The organism is Aurantibrevibacter litoralis, assembly GCF_034651555.1.
Classification (GTDB): Bacteria; Bacteroidota; Bacteroidia; order Flavobacteriales; family Flavobacteriaceae; genus Aurantibrevibacter; species Aurantibrevibacter litoralis.
Window position 1 is genome coordinate 128,313 of record NZ_JAYEEQ010000006.1, and the last position, 25,691, is coordinate 154,003.

The following is a 25,691-nucleotide window of genomic DNA, read 5'->3' on the forward strand; positions in this document are numbered from 1 at the left end:
AAACTAAGTTTTTTGTTGTAAATTAGGTATCGAAATAAAATCAAAAAAATGAACTCTTTATTTATCGAGGAAGGCTTTAGGGACATTACTAACAGGCTAAATGCCTTGAGCGCAACGTCGGAACGAAAATGGGGTAAGATGACTGTTGGCCAAATGCTGTGGCATTGCCAACTCCCCCTAAAATTGGCCATAGAAAATAAGCAACCAAAGAAAAGAGGCAGTCTTATTGCCCGGATTTTCTTTAAGAAAGCCATGTACAATGACAAGCCTTGGCGAAAAAACCTGCCAACTGCACCAAAGTTAAAAGCCAGAGATACTAAAATTTTCGATGAGGAAATTGCCAAACTGAGGCAATTGATTGAAGCAACCCATAACCTAAAAAATAGGAAGGAATGGCATCCGCATCCTATGTTTGGTGTATTTACGCACGAACAATGGGGGCAAATGCAATACAAACATTTAGACCACCATTTAAGGCAGTTTGGGGTGTAATCATTGTATTAAATTAAAACGTCCCGTTCATTTATATAGATAAATCCAAACAAACGGCGTAGGTAAAAAAATAATACTCTTTTTAAAAATAAAAAATTTCTTGAAACTGACTATCCCCGAGGCAAGCCATAGGGGTATTTCGCCAGTTTCAAGAAATTTTTTATTTCACCTCACCCGGAACTGCAAAAAGACAGTTCCGACCTCTCCAAAGGAGAGGTAAATAGGAAACCCCCACCCAAGGGTCGGGGAATCTTTAGATTGAAATATACCCTACTCTGTAATGTTTATGATTTATTCTAAGCACAGGTAGGTGTAATGGCTAAATCAATGCTTTTACCTCCTTAAAATCGAGCCCTCCATAAGTTCCTGAGCTCATAAAAACCACCGCCGTATGCTTATAGTCCTGACCGAAAACATAGTCCTTAAACATGCCGGCATCGGTTATAATTTTTAAGTCATGGCGAAGAAAAACGGCTCTAATCTGATCTGCGGTTACCGCTTCCAATTTTTTAATTTGCACAGATTCTGGTAAGTAAAACACGACGGCTTCTTCCGCCGCATCCAAAGCACCTCGGTATTCCTTTAAGAACTCCGCATTAAAACTACTGTAGGTGTGTAACTCCAAAAAGGCTACTAATTTTCTGTTTGGATATTGCTCCTTAACTGCTCTTGTAGTTGCTTCCACCTTACTTGGCGCGTGTGCAAAATCTTTGTAGGCTACACTTGTCTGACTTTCCGCAATTTTCTCTAACCGTTTGGATGCTCCCTTAAAAGTAGCAATAGCCTCGTAAAAAGCATCTTCATCGACCCCCATATGCTGGCAAATCCATTTGGCTCCTGCCAGATTATTTAAATTGTGCTTCCCAAAAATGGCTATGGGCATTGGCCCTTCTGAGGTTTCAAGTAGGGTTTGTCCGTTTTCAACCGTATATTCCGGAGTATGGTACGGCAATTTTCGAATCGTATTCTCGGAAGCAGTTACCACCTTTACCACTTCCGGGTCTTCTTCGTTGTAGGTTATACTTCCCCCTTTCACAATGCTATCTAAAAAGATTTGGAATTGTGCTACATAATTTTCATACGTCGGAAACACATTAATGTGGTCCCAGGCAATGCCACTTAGCAAGGCAATATTAGGTTGATAAATATGGAATTTAGGCCTTCGGTCAATGGGTGATGACAGGTATTCGTCACCTTCTAGAACCATAAAATCATTTTCTTCGGTAAGATGCACCATCCGGTCGAAGCCTTCTAATTGAGCGCCTACCATATAATCTACAGGCTTCCCATGAAAGTTTAAAACATGCAGTATCATAGCGGTTATTGTGGTTTTCCCATGACTGCCGCCAATTACCACTCTGGTTTTATTCTTGGATTGCTCGTATAAAAATTCCGGATACGAATAAATTTTCAGTCCTAATTCCTGCGCCCGTAATAACTCCGGATTATCGGCTTTGGCATGCATTCCCAAAATAATGACATCTATATCTGAGGTTATTTTTTCTGGAAACCAACCAAAGGCTTCCGGCAACATTCCCTTTGCTGCCAAACGGGTTTTAGAAGGCTCAAAAATGACATCGTCGCTCCCGCTTATGGTATATCCCTTATGATGCAATGCTAAAGCAAGATTATGCATGGCACTGCCACCAATGGCAATAAAATGAATCTTCATGAATTAAAATTTTGGTGTTAAAGATAGCCATTGCAAAACGCAATACAAACTGCTTCCTAAGCGAACTATTCTTTTTATATTCGTTGATCAATACTAATGATTAAAAAAATGAATCTCAACCTGACTACTATTCCTTCTAAAGAAATTATGCCAGGGTATCATGGCAAAATGGTACATGCCACGCAAATGTCAGTTGCTTTTTGGGAGGTAGAAAAAGGAGCTAAAGTTCCACAACATGCTCATATTCATGAACAAATTATGCATGTGGTTGAAGGAGAATTTGAGTTTACCTTAAATGGAGAAACAAAAATCTACCTTACGGGTGATATCGTTATTATTCCCCCGAATGTTCCGCACAGCGGAAAAGCATTGACTGTTTGTAAATTAATAGATGTGTTTAGTCCGGTGCGGGAAGAGTATAGGTAGTTGTTGGCCTTTAGCCTTTAGCTGTAAGCCAATAGCCAATAGCCAATAGCCAATAGCCAAAAAAACTATTTTCAGCTCATATGCAATTAATTTTTAAACAATACCCCATATAAGTGCCTAAGCGTTCCCTGATTTGAGCTTTACGTTTGTAATTTGAATTTGATATTTGTATTTAATTTTAATCCCATAAATGTAGTACCATGAACATATCCCTTACCAACAGAAAAGCATTAGTAGGTGGCAGTAGTGGCGGCATTGGCAAGGCGATTGCGCAACAGTTGGCCGAAAGTGGCGCAAGTGTTACGGTAATGGCTCGCAATGAAGAAAAGCTAAAAAACCTTATTGCCGATTTACCAACAAATCAAGGGCAAACTCACCATTATTTGGTAGTAGATTTTTCTGATTTTGAAGCGTATCAAAAAATAATTGCAGCTTACTTTGAAAAGAACTCCGTAGATATTTTGGTAAATAATACCCAAGGACCATCAGCTGGGAGTGCGCTGGAAAAAAAAGTTTCGGACTACCAGCAAGCGTTCAATCTGTTATTTAAAACCATCGTTTTTACTACCGAACTGGCTTTACAACATATGATAAAAAATAAATATGGTCGTATTATTAATGTAGCCTCTGTTTCTGTAAAAGAGCCGCTTTCTTATTTGGCCTTATCGAACAGCATCCGCGCTGCCGTGGTTACCTGGGCCAAATCTCTGGCTACTGATGTTGGGCAATACCAAATAACCGTAAACAATGTGCTAACAGGATACTTTGATACAGAACGCATTGCTCAGCTGAATCAAACCAAAGCCAAACAACTGGCTATATCCGAAGACGAAGTACGTGCCGATATGGAATCTAAAGTGCCTGTAAAACGCATTGGCGATCCAAAAGAATATGGGTATTTGGTTGCCTTTCTCGCTTCGGAAAAAGCAGCCTACATTACAGGCACTAATATCCCGATTGATGGTGGATTGCTGAAATCGCTTTAAAAAGTTCTCTAACCTTATTACGGTACCTATCGGGAAGAAAATTTAAATAAAGGGCAAAACACAAAACTTAAAGTTTTCTGGCACTTTCTTTGCTTGGGAAGTATTGTCTAATCCCACATCTAGATGATACGTTCCCTCATTTATATTTTTTAATTGCAGCCGGTTGACGCAACTTTGTGTTGTAATTTTCATCCTTAGAACATCTTTTCAAGCCATAAATTAAAAAACAAAAATCAAGGTTGCCCTAGTATTAAAAAAATAACCATGAAACATATATATTTAGCTTTGACTGTAATTCTGTTTTCTCAAATGATGAACGCCCAATCACCAAATGATTCCTATGAGGCACTTTGGAAAAAAGTCCAGCAACTGGAAAATGAAGCGCTGACCAAATCGGCTTTAACTGTTGTTGAAACTATTGGAGAAAAAGCAAAAAAGGAGAATAACTCAGCACAGATTGTAAAAGCACTTCTTTATACGTCCAAATACGCCCTAATACTGGAAGAAGATGCCCAATTGAAGATCGTTAAGGATTTTAAAAATCAAATTGCCAAAAGTAGTTTTCCTACTAAAAATATACTGGAAAGTTATCTAGCCAACCTGTATTGGCAGTATTTTCAGCAGAACCGCTATCAATTCTATAACCGTACCAATACAGAAAACAAGGTTGATAGTACCGACTTCAGAACTTGGGATTTGCTTACAATATTTAATGAAATAGGACTTCATTTTGATAATTCCCTTCAAAATCCAGAGGGACTTCAGCAAGAAAAGATATCAAATTACAATGATGTTTTAATTCAACAGGATGGTTCGGAAATCTTAAGACCCTCCTTATTTGATCTTTTAGCGCATACCGCCCTAGATTTTTACAAATCCGGCGAAAATGCCATTACCCGTCCTGCCGATAAATTTGAGATCGATAATCCGGAATATTTATGCGAGAACTTTCAATTTACCCAATTAAAATTTCAATCGAATGATACCACTTCCCAACAGCTAAAAGCTTTACAACTCTATCAACGAATATTGGCATCTCACAAAGAAAATCCGGCGATGACTGCCTTTGTTGATGTTGATATTGCCCGATTAAAATATACCTATCAGCATGCTGTTTTTCCGGAGAAGGATCAGTTGTTTGTTCAAGTCTTGCAAAATTCAGCCGAGCAGTTCAAGAAAGATGCGCTAGGAGGATTATACCTGTATGAAGTTGCCGAAATCTATAATCAGTGGGCAGATCACTATCAGCCTAAAACGGATACCACACACCAATGGAAACGTAAAGAAGCCTTTGAATTGTGCGAACAAATTATTACCAATTATCCAAAAAGCAGTGCCGCTGAAAAATCGAAGGCTTTACAGGCAAATATCTTGTATCGCAGCTTACACCTTACTTCGGAAAAACACATTCCCGTTGATGCTCCGTCCAGATTATTAGTAAACTACCGAAATAGGGATAGTTTACAATTTGCAGCCTATCAAATTTCGGAGAGCAATCGAAAAAAATTAGATAAGTTATATCATGAACCGGAACAGCTTGCTTTTATAAAGAAATTAAAAGTTGTAAAACAATGGGAAACCGGTCTTAAAAATGAAGGCGACTACCAAACCCATAGCACGGAAGTGATAGTCCCTAATTTAGAAAATGGAACCTATGTTATTTTTGCCACTCCTAAAGAAAAGGATGATTCTTCCTTTGCGTTTAGTACCATACAGGTTACCAATCTGGCGCTGGTACAAACCCAAAATCGGGACAACTACAGTTTTCAGCTTATTAATAGAAACAATGGGAAACCTATAGTCGGAGCAAGTTTGCAATTTACCTATCAAAAGAATTATGATAACCCTTTTTTGAACCAACGTTTTATAACCGATAAAGTGGGAAAGGTATCCATTCCTTTAACCAACGAGAATTGGACCAATCTAAGCATTACTGCCCAATATAAAGATGAAACTGCCCATTTTGGAGAATACTACATCAACCAAAAATATAAGGAAAACAAGAAAGAAGAGATTTCGTACAAGAGCTTTTTATTTACCGACAGAAGTATTTATCGCCCCGGACAACCCTTGTATTTTAAAGGGATTTTGTTGGAAAATTTTAAAGACACATCTGTAGTTGCATCCAATGAAGATGTTGTGGTAACCCTTTATGATACCAATGACCAAGAAGTATCTGAAATCGATGTAACAACCAATGATTTCGGGTCTTTTCAGGGAGAATTTATCCTCCCCAACTCGGGTTTAACCGGGGAGTATTATATAGAAGTTTATGGGGTTTCCGGTCTGGTTTCTGAGGACTATTATTTTTCAGTGGAAGAATACAAACGTCCCAGATTTGAAACAGGCTTTGAACCGGTCAAAGAAACCTATCAGGTGAATGACAGTATTACCGTAATCGGAAAAGCAACTGCCTATGCCGGCAGTGCCATTAGCGATGCAAAAGTAGTGTATACCGTAAAAAGGGTGGTCTATTTTCCTAGATGGTATTATTGGGGCAGAATGCCGTTTCAAGGCAATCCACAAGAAATAGCCCATGGTGAAACCACCTCTGATGCATCGGGTAATTACAACATTAGCTTTAAAGCGCTTCCGGACAATTCCAGTGCCAAAGAAAACCTTCCTGTGTTTACCTATGAAGTTACCGCAAATGTAACGGATATTAACGGAGAAACCCATAGCACTACCACAACAGTTCGTGTGGGCTACCATGCGCTAACGTCTTCTATTTTAGCACCCGGTACAATAGATAAGGATAAAAGCCATAAAATTACAATGACCACCACTAACCTCAACGGGCAGTTTGCACCGGCAAAAGGAAGCCTTAAAATGTATAAATTACAAGGCCCGGAATTTGTGCTGCGTAAGCGCCTGTGGTCTGCACCCGACTATCCGCTGGGGACAGAAACGGAGTTTAAAGCGGTATTCCCGCATGATGCCTACGCCAACGAGGATAATGAACTGCATTGGGAAAAAGGTGCCTTAGTCTGGGAAACGGAATTCGATACCCAAAAATCTACTACGGTTGATTTGATCAATATCAAAAAATGGCTTTCCGGAAAATATTTAATTGAATTAGAAACCAAAGATAAATTTGGAAATCTGGTAACCGATAAAACCATCACAACGCTGTATAGCGAGAAAGACGAACATCTAGCCGATAATCAGTTGTTTGATATAAAAAAGGATAAAGACGAATATAATATAGGCGAAAAAGTACAGTTAAAAATCAGTTCCAGCGCCAAAAATTTGAATGTTACCCTAACCGTTGAAAAGGACAAAAAAATTGTGGACACGCACATTGTGCAATTAAACAACAACAGCAGAACCATAACCCTACCCGTGACCGAAAAGGATTTGGGGGGATTTTCCATTAACTACAGTTTTTCTTTTTACAATGCATTTACTTCCGGTACCATGCCTGTGTCTGTTCCTTATCCCAAAACCGATTTGGAAATAGAGACGATTACCTTTCGGGATAAATTACAACCGGGAATTGAAGAGCGCTGGACCTTCAACATAAAAGGTCCAAAAGGTGATAAAGTTGCTGCCGAATTACTCGCAAGCATGTACGATGCTTCTTTGGATGCCTTTAAAAGCCATTACTGGCGTTTTTCTCCTTTACATCAACCTTCCTACCATACGAATAGCTATAGTAATGCTAATACCAGTTTTGGCCTGGCGTATTTTAAGTATTACGAGGCTAAGAATCAAGGCTATAGTTACAAACCACAGCAGTATGATGTTTTTGATTGGTTTGGACTGTATTTTGGATCGTATGGAAATCGACTTTATCGGTCAAGAAATATGATGGAAAAAAGTGAAGCTCCCAGTCCCCTTGGGGCTCCAATGGAAGATCGAATGGAACTAGAAGAAGTGGTTATAGAATCTTCCCTTGAAGGAAAGGCCGCCGGGGTACAAATAGAAAATGCCCAAACAGAACAACCCAAAACAGAGACCGATTTTAGCGAGGTACAAATTCGTACCAACTTACAGGAAACGGCTTTTTTCTTTCCACAATTGCGCACCAATGAAGAGGGAAATGTTTCCTTTAGTTTTACCACCCCGGAAGCGTTGACAAAATGGAAATTACAGCTTTTAGCACATACCAAAAATCTGGAGAGCACTATTAGAACCTTAGAAACCGTAACGCAAAAAGAGTTAATGGTAACCCCAAATGCACCCCGATTCTTAAGGGAAGGAGATGAAATTACCTTTAGTAGCAAGCTTGCCAATCTTACTAATAAAAAACTAAACGGAACGGCAAAAATAGAATTGGTGAACGCACTTACTGGTCTGGACATTACTTCTCAACTCCTTGTTTCTTCTAATTCCCAAAAGGCTGAGCAGTCTTTTACATTAGATTCCTTAGGAAATACCCAAGTTTCCTGGCGATTTAAGGTTCCGGAAGGCATACAGGCTATTCAATATAAAGTGATGGCAAAAGCGGGCGACTTTAGTGATGGAGAGCAAAATGTGTTGCCTGTCCTCACCAACAGAATGCTGGTTACCGAAACCTTACCCATGTGGGTTAAGAGTAATGAGTCAAAAACCTTTGTATTGGACAAGTTAAAAGGGAATACCTCAACTACCTTAAAAAATCACAAGCTTACTTTAGAGATTACTTCCAATCCGGCTTGGTATGCGGTACAGGCCCTTCCCTATTTGATGGAATACCCCTATGACTGTAACGAGCAAATTTTTTCCCGGTACTATGCCAATTCTTTGGCAAGCCATATTGCCAATGCCAATCCTAGAATTCGAGAGGTTTTTGATCTTTGGGCAACTAGTGATGCTTTGTTGAGTACTCTGGAGAAAAATGAGGAATTAAAATCACTCCTCATTCAAGAAACCCCATGGTTGCGCGATGCACAGTCAGAAACGGAACAGAAAAAACGGATTGCCTTATTGTTCAACCTAAACAAAATGAACAATGAGCAAGCCATGGCTTTACACAAACTAAAGAACAATCAAATGTCCTCCGGTGCCTGGGCATGGTTTCATGGGGGACAGGCTAACAGATTTATTACTCAACATATCGTTTCCGGTTTGGGCCATTTAAGAAAACTGAATGTATCGGTAACTGACAAAGAAACCAACCTAATGATATCCAAAGCCATGACCTATTTGGATGCCGAATTTGTGGAAGAATACGAGCGGATGAAAAAGCAAACTAAAAACATTCAGGAAGACCACTTGAGCCAAACTCAAATCCATTACCTCTACATGCGGAGTTTTTTCAAAGACATTCCTTCATCAAAAAAAGTAGAACAAATTAGTGCTTATTACCAAGGTCAGGCTCAAAAATATTGGACTAAAAAAGACCTGTACAGCAAAGGGTTGTTGGCCTTGGTATTGCATCGAATGGAAGACAAGACCAACAGCAACAAAATTCTTCAATCTTTAAAAGAAAACAGCATTACCTCTGACGAGTTGGGTATGTACTGGAAAGAAAACACGGCGTCATGGTACTGGTATCAAGCACCTATTGAAACGCAAGCGTTGCTAGTCGAGGCGTTTTCAGAAATACAGAACGATACCCAAACCGTGGATAACCTTAAGATGTGGTTATTAAAAAATAAACAGACCAGCCAATGGAAAACCACTAAAGCCACCACTGAAGCGGTTTATGCGTTGTTACTCCAAGGGAACAATTGGCTTTCGGTTACAGAGGCGGTTGATGTTCGTGTAGGTGACCAAAAAATAGACCCCTCAAAATTGGAAAATGTTAAGGTAGAAGCAGGCACAGGCTACTACAAAACGGCATGGAACAGTGCTGAAATACAACCCAAGATGGCAGAAGTACACCTTAGCAAAAAAGGCGAGGGAATTGCCTGGGGCGCCTTATACTGGCAGTATTTTGAGGATTTAGACAAAATTACTCCAGCGAAAACTCCTTTGAAGTTAAATAAGAAGCTGTTTTTAAAGAAAAATACAAAGCTGGGCGAACAGCTATCTGAAATTACACCAACAACGCATCTCAACGTGGGCGACTTGGTACGAATTCGTATAGAATTGAGAGCAGATCGCGCCATGGAATTTGTACATATGAAAGATATGCGCGCTTCCGGCTTAGAGCCAATTAATGTGCTATCCACCTACAAATGGCAAGACGGTTTGGGGTATTATGAAAGCACCAAAGATGCCAGTACTAACTTTTTCTTTGATTACCTGCCTAAGGGTGTGTATGTTTTTGAATATGATGTACGGGTAAATAATGCCGGGGATTTTAGCAAGGGTATTACAACAATTCAAAGTATGTACGCCCCGGAATTTAGCAGTCATAGCGAAGGGGTTAGGCTACGTACAAGAATGCCTTAAGTGTTTTTATAATTATGATTTTCAATAGGTTAAAATTGACACGAAAAGCCAACTTATTGCGTAATTCTTAATTTTGTATTCATTTTTTTTATAATTTAACAGTCCTAAAACCTAAAAAATAAATCCTTATGAATGCAAAAATTTTTCTTGTCCTTCGAATTGTCTTTGGACTTTTCCTATTAATCTTTGGAGCCAACAAGTTTTTACAATTTATGCCTATGGGCGAAATGTCTGAAAGTGCAGGAGCCTATTTTGGTGCCCTGATGAGTGCGAAAGTACTGCCACTTGTGGCTATTATCGAAATTTTAGCAGGCTTGGCATTGCTTTTAAACAAATACGCACCTTTAATGCTGCTAATTTTGGCTAGTGTTTCTGTAAATGCCGTGTTGTTTCATGCCACTTTAGCCCCTGAAGGCATTGCACCTGCGGCTCTCTTACTCATTTTAAACATCGTGTTGTTATATCACTATAAAGATCGGTACAAAGATATTCTGAAAGCGTAATAATTGCTGATATTCACAAAAGAAAACACTCAAAATAACTTGGGTGTTTTTTTATGCTCCTGAGGGAGAAGTTGCGGTAAATTCATTTATCTTTTGGGCGGATACTTGGTAAAAACCTTATTCGCAATCTCTCTAAGACGCTGTTCTCTTGCAATGGGCGAAAGTCCATCTTTATACCCACTTTGACTTACTCCCTGCCAAAAAAGTACATTTTTTTGACTGTCAATAAAATCAAACTGAAGTTCCAACTCCACATTGGGTTGCCCTACAGGTATGCCTATGGAAACACCGCCACCTACCCTTCTACCGGTACCACCAAGACCTACACCCAAGGCATTATTTCGTTGTCCTTGGTATGATCTGCTTTGGATATTTATTAAAAAATCAGGTTCTTCGGCAAGGAGGATGCCTTTGGCTGCCATGTTAGCATCAACGGCATCTAACAAGCGTTTCGCATCCAAATCGCTAAGCCCGGTAACCATATTAGGAAAATAATTATAGGTGGTATAATTATTAAAACTAGTGTTTTTGTCGTAGTCGTAATTTACTTTTATACCCGCACAGGACGAAACTATAAAGGTAAACAACAACAATAATGTCTTTTTCATCTTTAAAAATATTTACAAACCATTAATCCATTGGTTTTATCCCTGCCCTAAGTTTTTTGAATAGTCAGGTTTTGACCCTTTTTCATTATACCTCCCATGGGTTTTCGTGGACTAAATTTTACCTAAATTACGTAAAAAAGCAATCCTCATGAACAAAATCAACATATATTCGTTCAACCGTTTAAAGAATGCCAAAGGATATCTTTTAATTCCTGAAGTCCTTTTTGGGCTACAGACGAAATAAACAAATACGGTATATCCCTTAAATTGGCATCTAACTCCAGCTTCATTTCGGCTTGCAGTTCGTCATCGAGCATATCGCTTTTAGAGATAGCTAGCAGCCTTTCTTTATCTAGCAGTTCCGGGTTATAGCGACGGAGTTCATCCAGCAATATATCATATTCCTTACCGATATCTTTACTGTCTGCCGGAATTAAAAATAAGAGTACCGAATTTCGTTCTATATGCCGTAAAAAATAATGTCCCAGCCCTTTACCTTCGGCGGCACCCTCAATAATTCCGGGGATATCGGCCATAACAAAACTTTGAAAATCGCGATATTGCACAATGCCCAAATTAGGTTTTAGGGTAGTAAATTCATAATCGGCTATTTTGGGTTTTGCCGAAGTAAGCACGGAAAGCAAGGTTGATTTTCCGGCATTCGGAAAACCTACCAGTCCTACATCGGCCAACACTTTTAACTCCAAAATAAGTTCCCGTTCCTCTCCCGGAATGCCGGGTTGGGCATACCGTGGGGTTTGATTGGTAGCGGTTCTAAAATGCCAATTGCCGCGACCGCCCATGCCGCCTTTTAAAATGATTTCTTCTTGTCCGTCTTCCGTAATTTCCAAAAGCACTTCTTGAGTCTCCGCGTCTTTTACCGTAGTACCTAAGGGAACTTCTACAAACACATCGGCACCATCGGCACCGGTACTTCGGCTTGCACTACCATGTTCCCCATGCCCTGCATCAAAATGCCTTTTAAACTTAAACCCCAATAAAGTCCACAGATTTTTGTTGCCTTTAATAATAATATGGCCGCCGCGACCTCCATCGCCACCATCGGGACCTCCTTTGGAAATAAATTTTTCGCGATGCAAGTGCATAGAGCCTTTACCACCGTTGCCAGATGCCATTTTTATTTTTACATAATCTACAAAATTGCCCTCTGTCATTTGTCTATATCCCTAAGTTTATCCGATGAACGATTAGAATCTTGAAGATCGCCTACTAGACTGTGGTAACCCAACGGCTCCTACTTTCACCTCTGTATGACTACCATGGAAACAGCTATGGGTGTAGCCAATAGCCTTATAATCCTCCTATTACCTTTTCTAAGCGCTGCGTTATTTCTTCGATGGCACCAATACCATTCACTCTGTAGAATTTCCCCTGATTTTCGTAATACGCTGCTAAAGGTGCCGTTTTTTGATTGTACTCCTCAAATCGATTTTTAATTTTTTCTTCATCGGCGTCATCGCTACGGCCACTTACCTTACCACGTTCTAAAAGTCGCGCTATTAATACCGCATCTTCAGCTTCTAGCGCTATTGTGCCATGTATTTTCATATCCTTAGACTCTAATAGGTTATCCAAAGCCTCTGCCTGTGCAGTGGTCCTTGGAAATCCATCAAAAATGAACCCATTAGCTTCGGGATTCTTCTCTACTTCATCTCGCAACATTTTTATTGTAACCTCATCGGGGACTAAATCTCCTTTGTCAATATACGATTTTGCAAGTTTCCCTAAATCGGTATCATTAGAAATATTATACCGAAATACATCGCCGGTAGAAATGTGTTTTAAATTGTACTTTTCCTTTAAAAAAGTTGCCTGCGTTCCTTTTCCGGCACCCGGTTTTCCGAACAAAACAAGATTGATCATATTCTTTTGGTTTAGTTGGTACACTTCTTTTAAATTTCTTCCTAACTCTTTGTAATCCAATCCATAGCCTACAATGAACTTATCGGGGATTTCCATGCCATAATAGGCTATAGGATACTCTCCGGTGTAGACACTAGACTTATAAAACAAAGGTGCAATTTTAAATTCTTTAACATTCGTTTGCGAGAACAAATGAACCAGTTCCTTTACCGTGCGGCCGGTATCAATAATATCCTCTAAAATAATGACACTTTTCCCTTCTATATTTTCAGGAACGTCTAAAAGGGTTTTTACAATTCCCGTAGAAGTTAGGCCATGATACGAGCTCAATTTTACAAAGGATACCTCACATGGATGGGGGTAAGCCTTAAGGAAATCGGAAACGAACATAAATGAACCGTTGAGCACGCCCACAAAAAGCGGAATCTCGTTTTTATAATCGTCAGCGATCGCTTCTGCCATTTTTTTTATGGCCGATGAAATTTCCGTTTCACTGATATAGGGCTCAAAATATTTGTCGTAAAGTTGTATCACCTTAAAAAATTTTGGGTTGCCAAAGATACCATTTTGATTTCTCTTTTTTTAGTGAACGCAAAGGGTTTCTCAGATTTAACCGTATTTTTGTGAACGTTAACCCAAAAGAGCAATAATTTACTAACGATTTCATGGACTATTTTTCTTCTGATTTTAAGTTGGGTATTCTTGGTGGTGGACAACTGGGAAAAATGCTGTTGTATGAAACCCGAAAGTTTGACATTTATACGTTGGTGATGGATGCATCACCCGAAGCACCCTGCAAAATTGCGTGCAATGAATTTTTTTTGGGTGATTTAATGGATTATGAGGCTGTTTATAATTTTGGCAAAAAAGTAAACGTCCTCACCATAGAGATCGAAAACGTTAATGTTGATGCCCTAGAAAAGCTAGAAACAGAAGGTATTACGGTGTATCCCGCATCAAAAACATTACGCACCATACAAAATAAGGCGCAACAGAAATTGTTTTATGTAGATCATGAGATTCCTACGGCAGATTTCTCGCGTTTTGCCTACAAAAGTGAAATAGAAGATAGCATTGAAAATGGCGGACTGGATTTACCTTTTGTTTGGAAGGCGGCGCAATTTGGGTATGACGGACAAGGGGTAAAAGTGGTTAGGTCCTTACAGGATTTGGATGGGTTACCTTCGGGGGAATGTATTGCCGAGGAAATGGTACCATTTAAAAATGAGTTAGCCGTGATCGTGGTACGCAACCCTAACGGACAGGTGGTAACCTACCCGGTGGTAGAAATGGAATTTCATCCTGAGGCCAATCAGGTAGAGTATGTAATTTGTCCGGCACGAATTGATGATAAAGTAGCCGCTAAAGCTCAAGAGATAGCGCTAAAGGTATCTGAAAAAATAAAGCACATCGGAATTTTAGCGGTAGAACTGTTCCAAACACAAGACGATGAAATTTTGGTTAATGAAGTCGCCCCAAGACCTCACAATAGTGGACACTATAGTATTGAAGCCAGTTATACCAATCAGTTTGAGCAACATATTAGAGCCATCTTAAACTTACCCTTGGGCAACACTGAAAGTAAAGTGGCGGGTATCATGGTTAATTTGGTGGGAGCTGAAGGTTATAGCGGAAATGTGGTTTATGAAAATCTGGAAGAAATTTTGAAATTAGATGGAGTTACGCCACACATTTATGGGAAGCGACAAACACGTCCTTTTCGAAAAATGGGACATGTAACTATAGTAAATCCAGACATTGAAGAAGCACGAAAAATTGCAGGAGTAGTAAAAAATACTATAAAAGTTATCTCAAGATAAGATTTTCGTAATTTTGTTAAAATTCGTTGATTATGTCAGAAATTGAAAAGAAAGAGGCTCTAAAAGAAATTATTGATAAGCTCTCTGATAATGCCTTAGACCAAGCTATTTTGTATATGGAGGACTTGGCAATTAAAGATAAGAAACGTATTCTTTATGTAAAAAATCTCTTAGAGAGAGAAAAACAATTGTTTGCAAGATTAGCTGAATGATTTCAATACAACTAGCAGAGGAGTTAAACAAAATTATTTCAGAATCATCCGGTGGCTCGAGTGGAATACGGGATGAAAAATTATTATCTTCAGCATTAAGTCGTCCTTTCCAAACCTTTGATGGTAAAGAGTTATACCCTTCTGCAATTGATAAATCCGCCGCAATCTTTCAAAGTATTGTGTTAAATCATCCTTTTTTGGATGGAAATAAAAGAATGGGGTATGTTTTAATGCGTCTCTTACTTTCAGAAAATGGTCTGGACATTGAGGCATCAGATGATGAAAAATATAGTTTTGTAATATGTGTATCGAAAGGAGAAATTGAATACGAAGGCATTAAGGATTGGATTATAATTAATTTGAAAAAATAACATGAGTAAAGTAGCCGTAGTAATGGGTAGTACCAGTGACCTCCCTGTGATGCAGGAAGCTGTAGATATTTTAAAAGGGTTTGATATTGAGGTTGATGTAGATATTGTATCGGCACACAGAACCCCGGAAAAGTTATTTGACTTCAGCAAAAATGCCCATAAAAATGGTTACAGTGTAATCATAGCCGGTGCCGGCGGTGCTGCTCATTTGCCCGGCATGGTCGCTTCTTTGACGCCTTTACCTGTTATTGGTGTTCCGGTAAAAAGCAGCAATTCCATCGATGGATGGGATTCTATTTTATCTATTCTTCAAATGCCCGGTGGTGTGCCAGTAGCAACCGTAGCCCTCAACGGTGCAAAGAATGCGGGTATTCTTGCCGCTCAAATTATTGGCAGTGCAGACAAATGTGTTTTGGACAAGATTATTTTTTATAAAGAAGGGTTAAAGCAAAAAGTCTTAGACGGATCCGCTGAAATAAGAAATACCAAAAGATAGTTGGCAGTTTTCAGTTGGCAGTTGCCCGTCTGACTATAACTTCTTAACCCTTTTTCTCTTTAACTCTTTTTCCTCTTTAACTTAAATAAAACCTTACAATCAGCATATGAATCCCCTTTTAACCCCATTTGATACCGCTCCGTTTTCACAAATAAAAAATGATCATTTTAAACCCGCCTTTTTGCAAGCCATGGCCGATGCCAGAGCAGAAATAGATGCCATTACCCAAAATACCGAACCTCCCACTTTTGAAAATACCATAGAAGCTCTTGAATTTGCCGGACAACAATTGGATAGGATCTCTAGTGTTTTCTTTAATTTAAACTCGGCAGAAACCAACGACGAAATTCAGCACATAGCGCAAGAGGTTTCGCCCATGCTTTCAGAATTTAGCAACGATATTACGTTAAACGCCGCCTTGTTTGCCCGCGTAAAGGAAGTTTACCATCAAAAGGAAACCATAGAACTAACTACCGAACAATTAACCTTGCTTGATAAAAAATATAAAAGTTTCAGCCGTAACGGTGCTCATTTACCGGAGGAAAAAAAGAAACAACTCCGAGAAATTGATGCGAAACTTTCTAAACTTAAACTAAAGTTTGGTGAAAATATATTGGCGGAAACCAACGCCTATGAAAAACACATTACCAAAGAGTCAGATTTAGAAGGTTTACCAGAAGGGGAGAAAGAAGCAGCTGCGCAATTGGCGGCCTCAAAAAATAAAGAGGGCTGGCTTATCACCTTAGACTACCCCAGCTATATTCCGTTTATGAAATATGCCAAAAACAGAGCTCTTCGTAAAGAATTGGCTATTGCATTTGGCAGCAAAGGATTTCATGGGGATGCACTGGATAATCAGGACAACGTTTTACGCATTGCCCGGCTTCGTCATGAGCGGGCTCAATTATTGGGATACCAAACCCATGCGCATTTTGTGTTGGAAGAACGGATGGCAGAAACACCTGAAAAAGTCGCGCAATTTTTAAACGACTTATTGGCAAAAGCGAAACCTGCGGCAGAACGAGAATTTAGCGAACTGCAAGCCTTTGCCAAGGCATTAGACGGCATAGACCGACTCGAAAAATGGGATGGCAGCTACTATTCCGAAAAATTAAAACAAAAACTTTTCGATTTAGATGATGCGCAGTTAAAGCCCTATTTTAAATTGGAAAACGTAATCAATGGTGTTTTTAAAGTAGCCCAAAAACTATTTGGACTTCAATTTGAAGAAGTTTTTGATGTAGAAAAATACCATGAGGAGGTAAAAACCTATCGGGTGTACGATGCCAATATGAAATTCATAGCCCTTTTCTATGCCGATTTCCATCCGCGTCCCGGCAAAAGAGGTGGTGCCTGGATGACCTCGTTTAAATCGCAGTATATGGTACAAGGCAGCAATGTGCGCCCCCATATTTCTAATGTTTGTAATTTTACCAAGCCCACAGCCACCAAACCTTCCTTACTTACTTTTAATGAAGTTACCACTTTGTTTCATGAATTTGGTCATGGGCTGCATGGTATGCTAGCCAATACTACCTATCCCAGCCTTTCGGGCACATCGGTCTATTGGGATTTTGTAGAGCTTCCCAGCCAGATTATGGAAAACTGGTGTTACGAAAAAGAAGCCCTAGAATTGTTTGCAACCCACTATGAAACCGGTGAACTGATTCCTATGGAATTAGTGCATAAAATAAAAGCATCGGCCACTTTTCAGGAAGGTATGGCAACGCTTCGCCAACTAAGCTTTGGCCTACTCGATATGGCTTGGCACGGTGCAGATCCATCTAAAATAACAAATGTAAAAGCGCATGAAACAAAAGCATTTACGGGCACAGATCTTTATCCGGAAACACCGGAAACCTGCATGAGCACTTCCTTCTCCCATATCTTTCAAGGAGGGTATTCTTCGGGCTATTACAGCTATAAATGGGCCGAAGTACTGGATGCCGATGCCTTTGCTTATTTTAAAGAAAAAGGTATTTTTAATACGGAAGTTGCCACCAAATTTAAAGAGCACATTCTGTCTAAAGGAGGTACGGAAAAACCTATGATTCTTTACAAAAGGTTTCGGGGTGCCGCACCTAAAGTGGAAGCCTTGCTAGAACGAGCAGGATTGTTGTAAAATACCCAACAATAAGGAACGACGTGTACCTATGTTTTAATACTACTATTAGTGCTGTTCCTGCTTTTTGGACCATCCGTCATAACCGCCATCGAGGTTAATGACCTTGGAAAACCCCAAAGCATCCAGTTTTTCTGTAGCCTTGGCACTGCGACCACCAACCTTACAGTAGATGTAGATGGTTTCATTCTTATCAATTGCAGAAAATTGTTCCGCAAAATCAGCATCATACCAATTAATATTGATCGCATTTGGTAGATGTCCTTGCTGATACTCTTCCGGTGTGCGTACATCAATCACGATCGCATTATTTAACTCTTTTTGTGAAATTTCTTTGATCGGTTTTGTGTTAATTTGTGCATGTCCAATTTGCAGACATAAAAAAAGAAAAAAACTGCAAGCCAATACTACTTTCATAATGTGTTAATTTGAATCAAAAATAACTATTATTTCCCAAAAAAAATCCACTACATTTGATACTAGTAAAAACGTGTTACAAATGCATCAATTAAATCCGAATGCTTGGGTAGACCTTTATGCGGACTATCTTTTTAATTATGCGGTGGCAAGAGTTAGCGATGCCGAAATTGCCAAAGATCTGGTTCAGGAAACTTTTTTTGCCGGCTTAAGATCTGCCAAGAACTTTGAAGGCAATGCAGCAGAACGCACATGGCTCATTGCTATATTAAAGCGCAAGGTTATAGATCACTACCGCAAAATAAACTCGAATAAGGGAAAGGCAGAGGTTCGATTAAGTTATGCTTCTAATAGTGATTCTGATGGCGATTGGCTCGAAGAACAAGTGGCCGATCCGCAAAGTGTGTTAGAAAACGATGCCATTGAAAATGAAGAATTGGGTCTTGCCATACAGGAGTGTATTTCTAAATTACCCAAAAAACAATCCATGGTATTTACCATGAAAACCATTCAAGGCATAGAAACCGATGATATTTGTAAAGAATTAGATATTAATCCGTCCAATCTTTGGGTAATGATACATAGGGCGCGCACCGCACTCATGGATTGCCTTAACAAAAACTGGTTTTAATTATGATTTCTTGTGAAGAAGCAACAGCCATCTGCAATAAAAAACAATACAACGAAGCAACTACTTGGCAAAAAATAACCCTAAGATTTCACGTCTTAATGTGCAAAGCATGTTCTAAATTTACGAAAAAGAATACGCAACTTACTTCGCTTTTTGAAAAAGCAAATTTGCAGAGTTTATCTGAAAACGATAAAAAAAAGCTAAGAGAGCAATTAGAGAAGAAATTTTAGTAGTAGGAAACCGCTAAAAGATAGATTCCCCACCACAAAATGGGTACAGATTCTACCCAAAATGACGCAAAATAAACATTTTGGTCTTTTTTGCTTATCCATATAAGTATACATAATGTGAGTGTCAAGAGCGCATTTAGGTATACTTCCATGGAATGTACTGTGTCTTTTAAAAATGTGCTAAAAAATAATAGAATCGATAGTAGTATACCTATCTGCTTTGTTTTTTTAATACCGTAACGCTGTGGAAGCGTCTGCAGCTCCAAAGGATCGTACTTTAGATCTCTAATCTCAAAAGGCAACAGCAAAATCAAAATGAGTAAAAATCGTTGCCCTAAACCGATACCATAATCCCAACTCATTGGCAACTGGGCCTCTTGTAAAGGCAACGCTACCGTGGTGCCGGTCCACACCGTAGCCACCACAAAGATTTTAAATCCGCCCAGACTTCTAAGATTTTTGGCGTTAGGCAATAGTGGCAAGGCATACAAACCCGAAAGCAAACAAAGGGAGATAAGACCAATCCAAATATCCAGGCCTAAAAAATAGAAATGGTACAAGGCGCCCAAAAGGGCCAAGACACCTAATACCTGTATTTGTTTTTGGTACGTATTGGCCATCTTTACATATTTTGGCGCTTCTACCCCGTATTTTACAAAATTATAACTGCTTATAGTAGCAAAAAAAAGACCATAAGACAGGTGTGAATTTATGGGAACATCAAACTGTATCGCTGTAAGCTGTACTAAGGAAAAAACAGATAGCGCCACGTGTATACTGGCATTTAGGTAAAAGTTGAAAATGCGCTGAAACCACTTCATCGAACAAAAGTAACCAAACTGTTCATAACCCCTAATCTTGGTTAAAAACTTTAAAAGCACAAGCTTTAAAATCATCCTTTTTACCAGAATTAATCTGTAATTTTGCCGCAATTTCTTTAAAAACAAGGATTTCTATGAAAACGGATTCGTTTGTAACACGTCATATTGGCATTCAGGAAGATGATTATTTAAAAATGCTTGAAAAAATAGAGGCGAGTAGCTTAGATCAACTTATTTATGAAACCATTCCGGATGACATCAGGCTTAAAAAACCGCTAGATCTACCGGAGGCTATGTCGGAGCACGAGTTCTTGTCGCACATCAAATCAGTATCAGAAAAAAACAGAGTTTTTAAAACCTACATAGGATTGGGATATCACGAAAGTATTATCCCCTCGGTTATAAAACGCAATATCTTAGAAAATCCGGGTTGGTACACCGCATATACCCCTTACCAAGCCGAAATTGCCCAAGGCCGACTAGAAGCCTTACTCAATTTTCAAACTATGGTCTGCGATCTTACTGGCATGGAATTGGCCAATGCCTCGCTCTTAGATGAAAGTACGGCTGCCGCAGAAGCAATGACCATGCTTTTTGACCTAAGAACCAAAGTGCAAAAAAATAACAACGCCGTTCAGTTTTTTATTTCTGAAGAAGTACTGCCACAAACTCTGGCGCTTTTAGAAACCCGATCTAAGCCGTTGGGAATTCAGCTTGTGGTCGGCAATCATACGCAGTTTCAACCGGAGGCCAATTTTTTTGGTGCACTCTTGCAATATCCGGGCAAAACAGGTGAACTCGTTGATCTAAGTCCGTTTGTAAAAAAAACCAAGGAAAAGGATGTAAAAACAGCTGTTGCAGCAGATATTTTGAGTTTAGCCTTGCTTACGCCCCCGGGCGAGATTGGGGTAGATATCGTTGTAGGAACCACACAGCGTTTTGGCATTCCCCTTGGCTACGGAGGACCGCATGCCGCCTTTTTTGCTACCAAAGACGAGTACAAAAGAAATATTCCAGGACGCATTATTGGTGTTACTAAGGATGTTGACGGCCGGCGTGCCTTACGGATGGCATTGCAAACCAGAGAACAACATATAAAGAGAGATAAGGCCACCTCAAATATCTGTACAGCGCAGGTGCTGTTGGCTGTAATGGCTGGCACATATGCTGTATATCATGGCCCCAAGGGTATTCGGAACATTGCGCAAAGAATACATTTCATGGCCACGACTTTGGCAGATCAACTGGAGCAATTGGGATTGTACCAAACAAACGCTTCCTTTTTTGATACCATAACGGTAAAGGCAGACGCTCAAAAAGTAATGCAGTTTGCAGAAAAAGCAGAAGTCAATTTTTACTATCCGGACGAAAGCACCGTTACCATTGCACTCAATGAGGCCACTTCGGTGTCCGATTTACAGCAGATTAGTGCTATTTTTTCAGAGGCCACCGGAAAGGAATGCGCACCTATAACCTCGATAAAAGAAATTTGGGCCATACCACAAGCACTACAACGCACTTCCGCTTTTTTAACGAATAACGTGTTCAATGCCTATCATTCAGAAACGGAGTTAATGCGCTATCTTAAAAAATTAGAACGTAAGGATTTGGCATTAAACCATTCTATGATTGCCTTAGGATCTTGCACTATGAAGCTTAATGCGGCTACACAAATGCTGCCCCTAAGTTGGGCGCAATGGAGCAATGTACACCCCTTTGTTCCTATGGCGCAAGCAGAAGGATATCAAATTGTTTTGAAGGAATTAGAATCCTTTCTCAACATCATTACAGGATTCGCAGGCACTTCGCTACAGCCAAACTCTGGAGCACAGGGAGAATATGCCGGACTGATGACCATACGCGCCTTTCACGAAGCTAACGGCCAATCGCATCGAAATATATGTATTATTCCTGCCTCGGCACATGGCACCAATCCGGCTTCGGCAGTAATGGCCGGAATGCAGGTAGTGGTTACCAAAACGGATGAAAAAGGCAATATAGATGTGTCCGATTTAGAAGCTAAAGTTCTCTTGCATTCAAACAATCTAGCCGCCTTAATGGTGACCTACCCCTCTACCCATGGGGTTTTTGAATCCTCCATCAAATACATCACTCAACTGATTCACGATCATGGTGGTCAGGTCTATATGGACGGCGCCAATATGAATGCACAGGTGGGTTTAACTAACCCTGCGACCATAGGGGCAGATGTATGCCACCTGAACCTTCATAAAACTTTTGCGATTCCTCATGGCGGTGGCGGCCCGGGTGTAGGGCCTATCTGTGTAGCCAAACAACTGGTTCCTTTTTTACCGGGCAACCCTATTATAAAAACAGGAGGCGAAAAAGCAATTTCTGCCATATCCTCTGCACCATGGGGAAGTGCATTGGTCTGTCTTATTTCGTATGCCTACATTAGAATGTTGGGCGAAAAAGGGCTTACTCAGGCAACCCGAATAGCCATTCTTAATGCCAACTATATAAAACAAAGACTAAGTGGTAAGTACGACGTACTTTATACCGGCGAAAAAGGAAGGGCAGCTCATGAGATGATTATTGATTGCAGACCCTTCAAAAAAAACGGTATAGAAGTAACCGATATTGCAAAACGGCTTATGGACTACGGATTTCATGCCCCGACGGTTTCCTTTCCGGTTGCGGGCACTTTAATGATAGAGCCTACAGAAAGTGAAAGTGTAGTAGAACTGGATCGCTTCTGCGATGCTATGTTAGCGATTAGAGACGAGATCGATGCCGCTTGTGAAAATGACAGCAACAACCCCTTAAAAAATGCCCCGCACACCCTACAACTACTTACGGAAGACCATTGGCACCTTCCCTACAGTCGGGAAAAAGCTGCTTTTCCATTGCCGTATTTACAGGACTCTAAATTTTGGCCAAGCGTACGAAGGGTAGATGACGCGTATGGAGACCGTAATTTAATATGCACTTGTGCACCTATGGAAGCCTACATGGAAGCTTAGAAACCCTGTAAACACAAGGGATTTCACAGATACAAGCACCGGAAATGGATTGGGTTATAGGAAATTTACTCTTTTTGAAATAGGGTTGAACATCGTATTCATTCTTATGCGTACATAGCATCTGAACCTACTTTGTATACCTTTACGAAGCTAAACCATTATTACACTACACGCAAGAACATGAATATTGCCATTACAGGAACAGGTTGTTACCTACCCGCCATCGTTACAGACAACGCAGACTTTAGGGCACATGAATTTCTAAACGAAGACGGTTCTTCCTTTAACCAAAGTAACGACGTTATCATTCAAAAATTTCAAGCCATTACAGGCATTGCCAAAAGACGTTATGTAGATAAGGAGTTGAACACTTCGGACATTGCCTACTTAGCTTCAGAACAAGCTATTGCAGATGCAGGCATTGAAAAGGAAGCGTTAGATTATATTATTTTTGCACATAATTTTGGTGATGTTGCCCACGGCAGAATACAGGGAGATACCCTTCCCAGTTTAGCATCACGAGTAAAAAATCATCTTAAAATAAAAAACCCAAAATGTGTAGCCTATGATATCCTTTTTGGCTGTCCGGGTTGGATAGAAGGTGTCATACAAGCCAATGCCTTCATTAAAAGTGGTATTGCAAAAAAATGTCTGGTGATTGGCGCCGAAACCCTTTCCAGAGTAGTAGATGATCATGATCGAGATTCTATGATTTATTCTGACGGTGCCGGAGCTGTGATAATCGAGGCTACCTCTAATGGCGGAGAAATCTTAGCCCATGCTTCGGAAACCTATACTTTTGAAGAGGCTTATTTTTTATTCTTTGGGAAGTCTTATTGTAAAAACAACACAAGCGATCGCCGCTATATTAAAATGTACGGTCGTAAAATATATGAATTTGCGGTAACCCATGTACCTCGCGCCATGAAGGAATGTTTAGATGCAAGTGGTGTTTCCATTCATGAGGTAAAAAAAATCCTTATCCACCAAGCCAATGAAAAAATGGATGAGGCTATTGTGAAACGATTTTACAAATTGTACAATCTGGAAATGCCAGAAAACAGTATGCCCATGAGTATTCGGGAATTGGGCAACAGTTCGGTAGCCACAATACCAACGCTTTTAGATTTAATACGACGCGGAAAAATTGAAAATCAGGAATTGCAAAAGGGCGATGTCATTATCTTTGCCAGTGTAGGCGCAGGAATGAACATTAATGCGCTGGTATATCGCTATTAAACATGTACGAAAACAGTTTCCCAAATAAACGGTACAAACACACTTCTGCATTTTTACATAAACACATCTCAAAAGACCAGACAATTCTGGATCTGGGAGTAGAAAATCCCTTTACCCAAATCTTGAGACAACAAGGTTATGATGTACAAAACACCCAAGGTGAAGACTTAGACAACGACTTTTCCGGCATTACGCAATCTAACGCAGATGTAGTTACGGCATTTGAAATTTTTGAACACCTTTTGGCTCCATACAACCTGTTGTGCCGCATAAAGGCAACAAAATTAGTTGCCAGCATCCCGCTTCGACTTTGGTTTTCTAGGGCGTATCGAAGTAAAACAGATCCATGGGACAGGCATTACCATGAATTTGAAGATTGGCAATTTGACTGGCTACTACAAAAATCGGGCTGGGAAATAAAAGACCGAGCGCAATGGACAAACCCTACGAAGAAAATAGGCATCCGCCCGTTACTACGATTTTTTGTACCTCGCTATTACATCGTGTATGCAGAACGCATACCCGACTTTGAGGTAGTAAAAACCTAGGAATTCATGTACTTTAGGCTACCTGCTTTATGAAATATTGCATTATCATTCCGGCTCACAATGAAGAGGCTTTCTTAGCCCTAACATTAAACTCCGTGTTAACACAAAGCCTACCTCCAAAAAAAGTTATTGTTGTAAACGATAATTCCACCGATGAAACAGAAGCTATCATTGAACGTTTTACCGCAAAAAGTGCGCTGATTCAGAAACGGAACACCCTCTCGTCTACTGCACATATCCCCGGAAGTAAAGTTATCAATGCCTTCCATAAAGGTTTGGAGATATTAAACTACGACTTTGATTTTATCGTAAAATTGGATGCAGATGTTATACTTCCAGAAAATTACTTTGAAAAAATAGCTTCCCTCTTTCAAAAGTATCCCAAGGCCGGTATTGTCGGCGGCTTTGCGTACGAACAGGAAGCGTCGGGGGAATGGCAACTAAATCATCCGATGGACAAAAACCATGTGCGGGGAGCCTTTAAAGCCTATTCAAAATCGTGTTTTAAGGCTATTGGAGGCTTGAAAAATGCTATGGGCTGGGATACGGTAGACGAGCTTTTAGCACGTTACCATGGCTTTGAAATTTTAACGGATGATTCTTTAAAGGTGAAGCACCTTCGACCCACAGGAAAAGGCTATAATGCCAAAGCCAAGCTGCTTCAGGGAAAGGCGATGTATGCCATGCGCTACGGCTTTTGGATTACATGTATCGCTTCCGCAAAAATGGCTTGGAAACAACGTAATTACCAAGTAATTATAGACAATCTAAAAGGTTTTTTTGGAGGTAAAAAAGAAAATATGGCGTTTATTGTGACCCCGCAAGAAGGTCGGTTTATCCGACAACTGCGATGGAAAAATATCCGTTCAAAACTTTTGTTGAACGGCCCCAAAATAACAAACAGATAA

Annotated in this window: 22 protein-coding genes; 16 read left to right on the forward strand and 6 right to left on the reverse strand. The window is 39.9% G+C overall.

The features are described 5' to 3' along the window. Positions 1-48: 48 nt before the first annotated feature. Entirely contained in the window at positions 49-492 is a 444-nt protein-coding gene (locus U1E44_RS07355; RefSeq protein ID WP_322930419.1) for a DUF1569 domain-containing protein, read from the forward strand. A gap of 319 nt (positions 493-811) precedes the next feature. Here the strand turns inward: U1E44_RS07355 and U1E44_RS07360 are convergent, their stop codons facing one another. Continuing rightward, on the reverse strand, positions 812-2,164 hold the full coding sequence (locus U1E44_RS07360; RefSeq protein WP_322930420.1) for a UDP-N-acetylmuramate--L-alanine ligase: 1,353 nt from the start codon (positions 2,162-2,164) through the stop codon (positions 812-814). 108 nt (positions 2,165-2,272) lie between these two features. Between U1E44_RS07360 and U1E44_RS07365 the strand changes: the two genes are divergently transcribed. The 4 genes from U1E44_RS07365 (at position 2,273) to U1E44_RS07380 (ending at position 10,400) form a co-directional block, all read left to right on the forward strand. Then, a complete protein-coding gene (locus tag U1E44_RS07365; protein ID WP_322930421.1) occupies positions 2,273-2,590 on the forward strand; it encodes a cupin domain-containing protein in 318 nt (105 codons plus the stop codon). A gap of 200 nt (positions 2,591-2,790) precedes the next feature. Continuing rightward, positions 2,791-3,576, forward strand: coding sequence for an SDR family oxidoreductase (locus U1E44_RS07370; protein ID WP_322930422.1), 786 nt, complete (start codon positions 2,791-2,793; stop codon positions 3,574-3,576). 264 nt (positions 3,577-3,840) lie between these two features. Then, positions 3,841-9,897 (forward strand): alpha-2-macroglobulin family protein, encoded by a 6,057-nt coding sequence (locus U1E44_RS07375; protein ID WP_322930423.1) that lies wholly within the window; start codon positions 3,841-3,843, stop codon positions 9,895-9,897. Between the two features lie 128 nt (positions 9,898-10,025). Further along, complete coding sequence (locus tag U1E44_RS07380) at positions 10,026-10,400, forward strand: DoxX family protein (protein ID WP_322930424.1); 375 nt, start codon at positions 10,026-10,028, stop codon at positions 10,398-10,400. Positions 10,401-10,486: 86 nt separating this feature from the next. Here U1E44_RS07380 and U1E44_RS07385 read toward each other — a convergent pair whose 3' ends face one another. The 3 genes from U1E44_RS07385 to U1E44_RS07395 all read right to left on the reverse strand — a co-directional run bounded on the left by U1E44_RS07385 (position 10,487) and on the right by U1E44_RS07395 (position 13,426). Then, positions 10,487-11,008 carry a DUF4136 domain-containing protein gene (locus tag U1E44_RS07385; protein WP_322930425.1) on the reverse strand — a complete coding sequence of 174 codons (522 nt, stop codon included), beginning with the start codon at positions 11,006-11,008 and terminating at the stop codon, positions 10,487-10,489. A gap of 173 nt (positions 11,009-11,181) precedes the next feature. Next, a complete protein-coding gene (gene obgE / locus U1E44_RS07390; RefSeq protein WP_322930426.1) occupies positions 11,182-12,183 on the reverse strand; it encodes a GTPase ObgE in 1,002 nt (333 codons plus the stop codon). A 136-nt stretch (positions 12,184-12,319) separates the two neighbouring features. Further along, positions 12,320-13,426, reverse strand: coding sequence for an adenylate kinase (locus U1E44_RS07395; protein ID WP_322930427.1), 1,107 nt, complete (start codon positions 13,424-13,426; stop codon positions 12,320-12,322). Positions 13,427-13,557: 131 nt separating this feature from the next. On the opposite strand from U1E44_RS07395, the gene U1E44_RS07400 reads away from it, so the two are divergent. The 5 genes from U1E44_RS07400 to U1E44_RS07420 all read left to right on the forward strand — a co-directional run bounded on the left by U1E44_RS07400 (position 13,558) and on the right by U1E44_RS07420 (position 17,913). Beyond that, positions 13,558-14,712, forward strand: a complete 1,155-nt coding sequence (locus tag U1E44_RS07400; protein WP_322930428.1) for a 5-(carboxyamino)imidazole ribonucleotide synthase — start codon at positions 13,558-13,560, stop codon at positions 14,710-14,712. A 32-nt stretch (positions 14,713-14,744) separates the two neighbouring features. Continuing rightward, positions 14,745-14,924, forward strand: coding sequence for a hypothetical protein (locus U1E44_RS07405; protein WP_322930429.1), 180 nt, complete (start codon positions 14,745-14,747; stop codon positions 14,922-14,924). Then, positions 14,921-15,295, forward strand: coding sequence for a type II toxin-antitoxin system death-on-curing family toxin (locus U1E44_RS07410; RefSeq protein ID WP_322930430.1), 375 nt, complete (start codon positions 14,921-14,923; stop codon positions 15,293-15,295). Before U1E44_RS07405 ends, U1E44_RS07410 begins: the two co-directional genes overlap by 4 nt. Position 15,296: 1 nt before the next feature. After that, positions 15,297-15,791: a 5-(carboxyamino)imidazole ribonucleotide mutase gene (gene purE, locus U1E44_RS07415; protein ID WP_322930431.1), complete on the forward strand. Its 495-nt coding sequence runs from the start codon at positions 15,297-15,299 to the stop codon at positions 15,789-15,791. A gap of 106 nt (positions 15,792-15,897) precedes the next feature. Then, positions 15,898-17,913, forward strand: a complete 2,016-nt coding sequence (locus tag U1E44_RS07420) for a M3 family metallopeptidase (RefSeq protein ID WP_322930432.1) — start codon at positions 15,898-15,900, stop codon at positions 17,911-17,913. Between the two features lie 48 nt (positions 17,914-17,961). Here the strand turns inward: U1E44_RS07420 and U1E44_RS07425 are convergent, their stop codons facing one another. Continuing rightward, the gene (locus U1E44_RS07425; RefSeq protein WP_322930433.1) at positions 17,962-18,330 is read right to left on the reverse strand and encodes a rhodanese-like domain-containing protein; all 369 of its coding nucleotides are present in this window, start codon (positions 18,328-18,330) and stop codon (positions 17,962-17,964) included. 82 nt (positions 18,331-18,412) lie between these two features. Between U1E44_RS07425 and U1E44_RS07430 the strand changes: the two genes are divergently transcribed. Continuing rightward, the gene (locus U1E44_RS07430) at positions 18,413-18,961 is read left to right on the forward strand and encodes a sigma-70 family RNA polymerase sigma factor (protein WP_322930434.1); all 549 of its coding nucleotides are present in this window, start codon (positions 18,413-18,415) and stop codon (positions 18,959-18,961) included. A gap of 2 nt (positions 18,962-18,963) precedes the next feature. Then, positions 18,964-19,191: a hypothetical protein gene (locus U1E44_RS07435; RefSeq protein ID WP_322930435.1), complete on the forward strand. Its 228-nt coding sequence runs from the start codon at positions 18,964-18,966 to the stop codon at positions 19,189-19,191. Here the strand turns inward: U1E44_RS07435 and U1E44_RS07440 are convergent. Next, a complete protein-coding gene (locus U1E44_RS07440) occupies positions 19,188-20,012 on the reverse strand; it encodes a hypothetical protein (protein ID WP_322930436.1) in 825 nt (274 codons plus the stop codon). The genes U1E44_RS07435 and U1E44_RS07440 overlap by 4 nt on opposite strands. A 134-nt stretch (positions 20,013-20,146) precedes the next feature. Here U1E44_RS07440 and gcvP point away from each other — a divergent pair, with 134 nt between their 5' ends. From gcvP to U1E44_RS07460, 4 genes are all read left to right on the forward strand, one after another. Further along, positions 20,147-22,996 carry an aminomethyl-transferring glycine dehydrogenase gene (gene gcvP, locus U1E44_RS07445; protein WP_322930437.1) on the forward strand — a complete coding sequence of 950 codons (2,850 nt, stop codon included), beginning with the start codon at positions 20,147-20,149 and terminating at the stop codon, positions 22,994-22,996. A gap of 180 nt (positions 22,997-23,176) precedes the next feature. Further along, the gene (locus tag U1E44_RS07450) at positions 23,177-24,235 is read left to right on the forward strand and encodes a 3-oxoacyl-ACP synthase III family protein (RefSeq protein ID WP_322930438.1); all 1,059 of its coding nucleotides are present in this window, start codon (positions 23,177-23,179) and stop codon (positions 24,233-24,235) included. A 2-nt stretch (positions 24,236-24,237) separates the two neighbouring features. Continuing rightward, positions 24,238-24,783 (forward strand): hypothetical protein, encoded by a 546-nt coding sequence (locus U1E44_RS07455; protein WP_322930439.1) that lies wholly within the window; start codon positions 24,238-24,240, stop codon positions 24,781-24,783. A gap of 29 nt (positions 24,784-24,812) precedes the next feature. Beyond that, a complete protein-coding gene (locus tag U1E44_RS07460) occupies positions 24,813-25,691 on the forward strand; it encodes a glycosyltransferase family 2 protein (RefSeq protein WP_322930440.1) in 879 nt (292 codons plus the stop codon).